Annotated in this window: 5 protein-coding genes; all 5 read left to right on the top strand. The window is 47.8% G+C overall.

Going from position 1 to position 8,480, the window contains the following annotated elements; translation table 11 throughout:
* The first annotated feature begins 365 nt into the window (after positions 1-365).
* The 5 genes from Q2B33_RS12070 (at position 366) to Q2B33_RS12050 (ending at position 8,277) form a co-directional block, all read left to right on the top strand.
* Positions 366-2,630 carry an ATP-dependent DNA helicase gene (locus tag Q2B33_RS12070; RefSeq protein ID WP_300568346.1) on the top strand — a complete coding sequence of 755 codons (2,265 nt, stop codon included), beginning with the start codon at positions 366-368 and terminating at the stop codon, positions 2,628-2,630.
* 256 nt (positions 2,631-2,886) lie between these two features.
* Complete coding sequence (locus Q2B33_RS12065) at positions 2,887-3,129, top strand: DUF6870 family protein (protein ID WP_300568343.1); 243 nt, start codon at positions 2,887-2,889, stop codon at positions 3,127-3,129.
* Positions 3,130-3,300: 171 nt separating this feature from the next.
* Entirely contained in the window at positions 3,301-5,010 is a 1,710-nt protein-coding gene (locus Q2B33_RS12060; protein WP_300568340.1) for a recombinase family protein, read from the top strand.
* 4 nt (positions 5,011-5,014) lie between these two features.
* A complete protein-coding gene (locus tag Q2B33_RS12055) occupies positions 5,015-6,706 on the top strand; it encodes a recombinase family protein (RefSeq protein WP_300568337.1) in 1,692 nt (563 codons plus the stop codon).
* On the top strand, positions 6,703-8,277 hold the full coding sequence (locus Q2B33_RS12050; protein ID WP_300568334.1) for a recombinase family protein: 1,575 nt from the start codon (positions 6,703-6,705) through the stop codon (positions 8,275-8,277). The genes Q2B33_RS12055 and Q2B33_RS12050 overlap by 4 nt, the downstream gene beginning before the upstream one ends.
* The last annotated feature ends 203 nt before the right edge of the window (positions 8,278-8,480 follow it).

Raw genomic sequence — 8,480 nt, 5'->3', positions numbered from 1 at the left:
CCCGTGGTGGGGCGGATTGCGATGACCCCTGTCACATATCATGGTACTTCTGCCGAAAAACGGCAGCCCTGAAAAACGGGAGAACGCATCACCCCTGTTTGAGAAAGAACAGGGGGCGGCTTTTATGGTGTCCGCGGGATGGTTGATACATCCTTTACCAGCGGAACGTCAGCCACATCCTCAACGCATAAGCATACTGGAGAACGCTGTACGAAGCGATATGGCGTACCAGAATGCACACACTTCTATCGGAGCGATAGATACCATGCGGCGGAACCGGCCCATTTGTCAACAGACAGCCAACCTTTGCCGTTTTCCGCCGCATGCATGTATCGCTCCTTTAGGATTCAAAGGAGGCTTAAAAATTGAGTGAGGAATGGATTGTCTGCACGGCGGACATACGGAACAGGATAAATGAGGCGGGGATTTTCCGTCCTGATGAAAGAATCGTATTGACTACGAAAAGCTGTGTGCTGCTGGAACATTTTACGGGAAAGGCATACAGTTACCGCATGGTAGATTTACATACCTTAAAGGTAAAGAGGCTGTTTTCAAGGCCCACACCACTAAATGAGGCAGGATACCGGAGAGCCATAGAGAGAATGGCAGCGCAGTCAGAGGGCGGGACAGCATTTATGCAGGGAGGTAATTCGAGAGCCAGTGAACTGCTTGCCCATATTTTCCATGACATTCTGCCGGAGTACGGACTGGCATTGAGAGAGAACCAGCTTTCTCTTTCCCTTGCCATGCTGGAAGCCATGGAAAAAGAGAAAGTGGCATTATGTGAGGCCGAGGTAGGAACGGGGAAGACCCATGCCTATCTCATAGCGGCGGTCATCTACCGCCTGTTTTTTGCAGAGAGGCAGCCGGTGGTCATCTCCACCTCCACCATCGCCCTGCAGAAAGCACTGACGGAAGAATACATCCCCCAGATTTCAGAGATTCTTCTGGAACACCGCATCATTGAGGAGCCCCTGACCTTTGCGGTACGCAAGGGAAAGAACCATTATGCCTGCGACAGCAGGGTAAAGACATATCTGTCTTCGGTCAGGCACAATAACCGGCCGGAGAACGGGACGCTGATTGAGGCCCTGACAGCCCTTTTCGTGGGAGCCACGCCCCTTGACCTGGACAGCCAGCCCCTTACGGACTATGTGAAAGAGCGCATCTGCGTGGAGGACTGCCGGAATACCTGCGGGCTTTCCAGCGTGTGCCGTTACCGCGCGTTCTTAAGGAAATCCAACCAGGGGAAAGTGGACTTCCAGATTGCCAACCACAACCTTGTCCTGGCGGACGTGCTCAGCAGGAAAGGCGGCAGGAACCGTCTGCTCCCGGAGCATGGCATCCTGATTTTTGACGAGGCCCACAGGCTGCCGGAGGCCGCAGGGCAGATGTACGGCATTGCCTTTGAGGATGTGGAGCTGGAGTGTGTGGCGGCCAGCATCGCCAGGGCGGTGGCAGGCAGACCGGAGAAGAGAGGGGTCATCCCTCTGTGCGGGGAAATGCTGGAACTGAACACAGCCCTGTTTGAAAACCTGAAAAGATTCCCAGGGGCGCAGTATGACAACAACACCATGGAAGTCATATTCACGCCGTCCACCCTGCTGTCCCTGAAAGCACTGTCGGCCGTGGTAAAGAGCCTGTCAGTGCTTTTCCATACCGCAGACCGGAAGAATGCGGCATACAGGCGCATTTCCGGCAGGCTGGAACAGAAGCAGGAGAAATTATCGTCGCTCTATAACCATGCAGCTTTCATCTGCTGGCTGGAATATACAGGAGTGACGGCCTGCAGGCTCTGCGCCCTGCCAAAGAACCTTGACTTCCTGCTCCATGAAGACTTGTGGAGCAGAGGGAGGCCGTATCTCCTGACCTCAGCTACCTTGTCCGTGGGCGGCGACTTCAGCCGCTACATGCACCAGACAGGAATCGACCTGCTGAACCGGAAGCAGATTCTGGCCGTGAGCAAGGCATCTCCCTTTGACTATTGGAACCATGCCCTGCTGTACCTGCCGGAGGACATGCCGTTTCCCAATGCCAGGAAAACAGCGTACCGGAAAGCGGTGGCGGACAGGCTGGAGGAACTCATCCGCCAGAGCCACGGACATACGCTGGCGCTTTTCACATCCTACCGGATGATGGAGGTGTCCTACCAGGAACTTGCAGCGCGGATAGAAGACTTTCCGCTGTTCTCCATGGGAAAGGGGAGGCTGGAGGCCATCCGGGCGTTCCGAAAGAGCGGGAACGGGGTGCTGCTTGCCAGCGACAGCGCCGGGGAGGGAATCGACCTGGCCGGGGACATACTGTCGTCCCTTGTGGTGGTGAAGCTGCCGTTCCCCGCGCCAGACCCGGTGCTGGAATATGAGAAGTCCCTGCATGAGGATTTCCATGAGTATCTGGCAGAAGCCATCGTACCGGCGATGCTGATGAAGCTGCGCCAGTGGATTGGACGGGGCATCCGCAGGGAGACGGATACCTGCGTTTTCTCCATCCTGGACTGCAGGGCCAGCGGGCGGTATAAGAACGATATCCTGGCGGCCCTGCCGGATATGACGGTGACGGACAGTATAGAGGACGTGGGCATCTTTATCCGGAGCAATAAGCCGGAGGGCTACTTTATGGATGGGGATTGAGACGGCAGATGTCCTAGAGGAATGTCGGCCAGGAAAGAGAGAAAGGCGGAGAAAATGAGGTTATTGTGTGTGATAGGCGGGCTTGCACTGGCAGGCCTGCTTATTTTCTTTTTGGTGATAGATATAGCGATTATCCGGGTGGGACGGATAAGAAATAGTATGGAAGAATCAGAAAATGATAATGCAACATGAATAGGACAATCCGATTTTTTCATATGATGTACAACATATTAGGTGGGAGGGATTGACGATAAATATGATAGATTTAGAACGGTTACGTTCAGTCAATCCTGATGAGGTCAACAGAAGCGAACTTGTGGATATCCAGGACATTGTGGTGAAGAGTCAACTGCCCAAAGAAGAGAGGATTGCCGACTTTATCCAAAATATAAAGAATCCCTATCTATGCAAATGCGGAAATATGGTAGTACAGTCTGTTTTTGAAGAAACGGATATTACGCTGATAGAACGGCTGATACAATATTTCCGGATGGCTTGATGGCATCGCCAAGCGTAGTCAACGGACAAATATTTTCAAAAATGCCTGGACGCACAGTAAGTATTGTGATAGACTTTAGTCAGGGATAAAGATTAAAGATAGAGATAGCGTACATATAGACCATCCTAATGTGTTTTTCCGACTACAAAACATGTTAGGAGGTCTTTTGTTTTGCAAAATGATAGCAATATCGTGAAATTATATCAGGCAGACTTGTATATCCGCCTGTCAAAAGAGGATGGAGACAAAGCAGAGAGCAATAGCATCTCCAATCAGAGGGATTTGATTTATTCGTTTTTGAAAGAGAAAGACGATATTCAGGTCTACGAAGAAAAAGTAGATGACGGATACAGCGGAGTAGGGTTTGACCGGCCGGCGTTTATTTCTATGCTGGAGGATGTGAAACAGGGAAAAGTCAACTGTATTATCGTAAAGGACTTATCTCGCTTTGGCCGTAATTATATTGAGACAGGACGATATATCCAGCAGATTTTCCCCCTCATGGGAGTGCGCTTTATTGCCATCAATGACCACTATGACAGTGAACATATGGACAGCCAGACAGATAATATCATCCTGCCTTTCAAAAACCTCATGAACGATTCTTACAGCCGTGATATTTCCATCAAAGTGAGAAGCCAGATAGAAGTACGGCAGAAACGTGGAGACTACATAGGAAGCTTTCCTGTATATGGCTATTTTAGGGACAAGGAGCGAAAAGGAAAACTGGTGATAGATTCTGCAGCGGCAGAAGTGGTCAGAGATATCTTTGATATGCGCATCAAGGGGTACAATAACCGCAGAATCGCTGATTATCTGAACGAACATGGGATACCGTCACCCATGGAATATAAAATGCTGTTGCATTGGCGATATACGACTTCCTTTAAACTGAAGCCCCAGGCTAAATGGTCTCCCATGGCAGTGGAGCGTGTCCTGAAAAATGAGATTTATACAGGCGTTATGGTTCAGGGGAAAGAGAAAACCCTGAATTATAAGGTAAAAAAGCGGATAAAAGTAGACAAAGAGGAATGGATTCGGGTGGCAGATACCCATGAAGCGATTATAACAAGAGAGGACTTTGATATTGTCCAAAAACTGATGCTACGGGACACGCGGACAGCGCCAGACGGAAAAAAACTGTATCTCTTTTCAGGTGTGCTGCGCTGCGGTGGATGCGGGGGAAATATGGTTCGCAAAAAGATACGGTCTGCCGGAGGCGAATATTGCTACTATATCTGTTCCAACAACAAAAATGATAAATCGGTATGCAGCAGCCACCGAATAAGGGAAGATTTTCTAAGTAAGGCGGTGCTGGAAATGCTTCGGACGCACCTTTCTCTTATCAGCACAATGGACGAGATACAGGGGATTATAGCAAAGCTGCCCCTACAGGAACAGGAAGTGCAGAAAAGATGCAGACAGCTGGAAGAACGGCGGAACGAACTGGTCAGATATCAAAAATTGAAAATTTCCGTATACGAAGATTATAAAGAGGCTCTCCTGACAAAAAAGGAATACCTTGAGATGAAAGAAGATTATGAGGTATCCTGCAGACAACTGGAAGAGGCGATTGAAACGATGGAAAGGGAGGTATCTTTGCTTGTAAAGGATAACAGGCTTCACAGTCCCTGGATAGAACGGTTGAAAGGAAGCGGGAATATTTCCGAACTTGACCGAGGGCTTTTGGCAATGACAGTGGAAGAAATCATTGTGCTGGACTCGGAACATATCAAGGTTCATTTCAAATACCGGGATGAGTTTGAAATCGTGCTGCAGATATTGGAGGCAGCCATGTCTGCAGATGGCATCAGGGAAAATATGTCCTTTGCGGAGAGTAAACAAATGAAGCAATTTTTACTGGAAGCGAGAGAGGGGTGAGCATATGGCAAGAAAAAGCAGAAAAGATTTGCAGACTCAAAACAAGTGCCCCCAGCCGGAAATACTTTATGATACGGCAATTTACGCAAGGCTTTCCATTGAGGACAACGGAATAGAGGGGGACTCGATAGAGAACCAGATAGAGATGATAGAGAACTATATACGAGGGCACCAGGAATTGAGAGTGGTTCATACCTTTGTGGATAACGGAGAGACGGGTACAAATTTTGAAAGGCCTGGCTTTTCGGAAATGATGGAAGCGGTAAAAAAAGGGGAGATAAATTGCATCGTAGTAAAAGATTTATCCCGTTTTGGGAGGAATTATCTGGAAACAGGCAATTACCTGGAAAAAATATTTCCCTATCTGGGCATCCGTTTTATTTCAGTAAGCGACCATTATGACAGCCTGCATAGCGGAAACAGCGATACATTGCTGGTTCCATTGAAATCCATCCTGCATGACACTTATGCAAAAGATATTTCCCGAAAAGTGAGTTCGGCCATAGACATAAAAAAGAAATCCGGGAAATTCATGGGCAAGATTCCGCCTTACGGCTATGTACGGGATGAACAGAATCGCTATAAGCTGTGCGTACATACCGAGAGAGCAGAGATTATCCGCACGATTTTTAAATGGAGTATGGAGGGAGCGGGTCCGGTTTCCATTGCTCACAGGCTGAACGATATGGGGATTCCCACGCAGTTTCAAATCCGTTATAGGGAGGGACATCATGATGGGAAAGAAAATGCCCTGTGGCGAGGGTCTGTCGTCACGGACATTTTGAAGAATCCCTGCTACATAGGCTGCATTGTGGAGCGAAAGGGAAGCAATCTTCTTTGTAGGGGGCGGGAGGACAAAGTAATTCCGGAGTCAGAATGGAATCTGATTGAAAATGCCCATGAACCTATCATTGACAAAGAGACCTTTGAAAAAGTCCAAAGGCTGATTTCGGAAAGCAAAAGGAAAAGGGAACAGCAGGTAGCCGGTAAATCCTATAGACAGAGAACAGAGAATCTTTTAAGCGGAATGGTTCAATGCGGGATATGCGGCAGCGGTGTCCACCGTGACGGAGGCTATTTTCGGAAAGACGGTTCCCTGGTTCACTACAGCTTCTATTGTTCCAATAAATACATCAAGACAGGGGGCTGTTCCTCCAGGGCAGTTGACGAGATGGAATTATACAATTATGTTTACCAGGCCTGCAGGAAGCAGTTGGAACTTCTGGCTGATATGAAAGAACTGATGGACAGTATGATTGAATCAGCACAAAACAGTCCCTATATCAGCAGCTTGAAAGAGGAAATCCGTATTCTGGAGGATAAGCAGCAGAAATTGCGGAGAAAGCGAAATGACTTTTATGCTGATTTTAAAGATGGCATTCTCACAGAAAAGGAATATGCCTTTACACGAGATAAATATATGACAGACAGCGAACAATTAATGAGGCAGCTGCAGCTTGCCAACGCAAAATTGCAGGAGAACAGCCAGGTGCCAACAGTGACGACAAAGTGGATTGGTGAGTTTATCCGTTTTAAGGACACAATGACATTGACAAAGGAAATGTGCTCCGTCATGGTGAAAAAGGTGGTTTTAAACGAAAATTCGATAAGCGTCCATTTCGCATTTGCGGATGAATATGAAAAAGCACTTAAATTTCTGAAAGGTTATGCAAAGGAAAACGGTGATGCAATATGAAAAAGCATGTGATAGGACAGTATCTGAGATTATCGGACGAGGATGACCAGGAATTCCAGGAGAGTAACAGCATTACATCGCAACGGGAAATCTTAAAGAATTATGTGAGCAGCCACAGAGAGTTTGACGACTACAATATAGTCGAATTTTGCGATGACGGGTATAGTGGGACCAATTTTGCAAGACCGGGCGTACAAAAAATGCTCGAACAGGTAAAGGCAGGGGTAATTTCGGTCATAATGGTAAAGGATTTTTCCAGGTTCGGACGAAATTACATTGAAGTTGGCAACTACCTGGAGCAGGTGTTTCCGTTTCTCGGCATTCGCTTTATTTCGGTAAATGATGAATTTGACAGCGGAATTACCGACTTTTCCGGTAAGTTTTATGAAGTGGCGTTCAAAAACCTGATATATGATTTGTACAGCAAAGACCTTTCGGAGAAAATTACCAGTGTACGGCAGATGAAAGCGAAGCAGGGGAAATTCATCACCCCATATGCCCCATACGGCTATCTGAAATCTTCAGAGCAGAGGCTGATTCCAGATGGGGAGGCAGCCCAGGTGGTTCGCAGGATTTTCCATATGGCACTTGAGGGGATTCCCAAAGCCCACATTGCCAACACTCTGAACAGGGAGGGCATTCTGACGCCATTGATGCTGCGGCGGCAGAGGGGAGAGCATTTTCCCTGTAAAACTGTGAACGAGAAAAGTGTCTGGCGGACGGCTTCTATCTTCTCTATATTGCAGGACCAGCGATATGCGGGTGATACTGTATATGGAAAGGTGAAACCGGAGACTGTAGGAAGCGGGAAAGACCGCGCTGTGCCCAGGGAGCAATGGATTGTTGTCCCGAATACCCATGAGGCTATCATTTCCCATGAAGAATTCGAAAAAGTGAATCAGGGAATACGGCAGCGCTCTTCCTATAAGCGGGAAGAAACCGTGCCATTGACGGGAATGGTTCGCTGCGCTGGCTGTAACCGCATCATATCGCGGGTTAAAAGAGTCAGGTCTAAGGGAATGAAAGGAGCGACCTACCGCTGTGGGGTTCAGAATATGACAAAGGAATTTGGATGCTGCCCGCAGACCATAGAAGAAAGTGAGATTGAAACTGCCATACTGACTATGCTCAAAAAGATGGCCGCAGTAGTGACTGACAGGGAAATTCTGGAGATGCCAAGACACCCATCGGCCGACAAGACGGCAGAAACGGAGAAGCTTCTTACTAAATATGAAAAGGAAGTGGGGTGGCTGGCAAATCAACGATTGGAAAAATATAAGGCGTACAAGAACGAATTGTTGTCACGGGAAGACTTTATAAGAGAAAAGTCGGCATTGGAGGGGAAGATTAACCGTCTTCTATCAGAGATTGAAAAATGCAAGCAGAAGCTGTATGATGATAAGTGCACAGATACTAGGGAGCAGGATGTTGCCTTGCAGTTGAGAAAGTATGTCCCTTTTGAGTCTCTGACCAGAGAGATGGTGGAGACTTTTGTGGAGCAGGTCTACGTCTGCCGGGATGGCGCCATCCGGATTGAGTGGAAATTTAAAGATTTTTTGAAAATTTTTTAGCCCTAACTTGACAGGAGAGTATGTGTCGAGGATCGAGAAGAAGGCGCTGGGGAAGCTGCGGGAGAAGTTTGAAGAGAGATAACGCATAAGGAAGCAACAGGGGCAGTCTATAGACGGCTGTTCCCTGTTGCTTTCTATTTTTTGTTGTAAAGGGCAATAGAATCCGGTATAATAACGGTGGAGATAGGGTAAATATGGTTGGC

This window comes from uncultured Acetatifactor sp., assembly GCF_948601915.1.
Classification (GTDB): Bacteria; Bacillota; Clostridia; order Lachnospirales; family Lachnospiraceae; genus Acetatifactor.
This window is presented reverse-complemented; position numbering and strand designations above follow the sequence as displayed.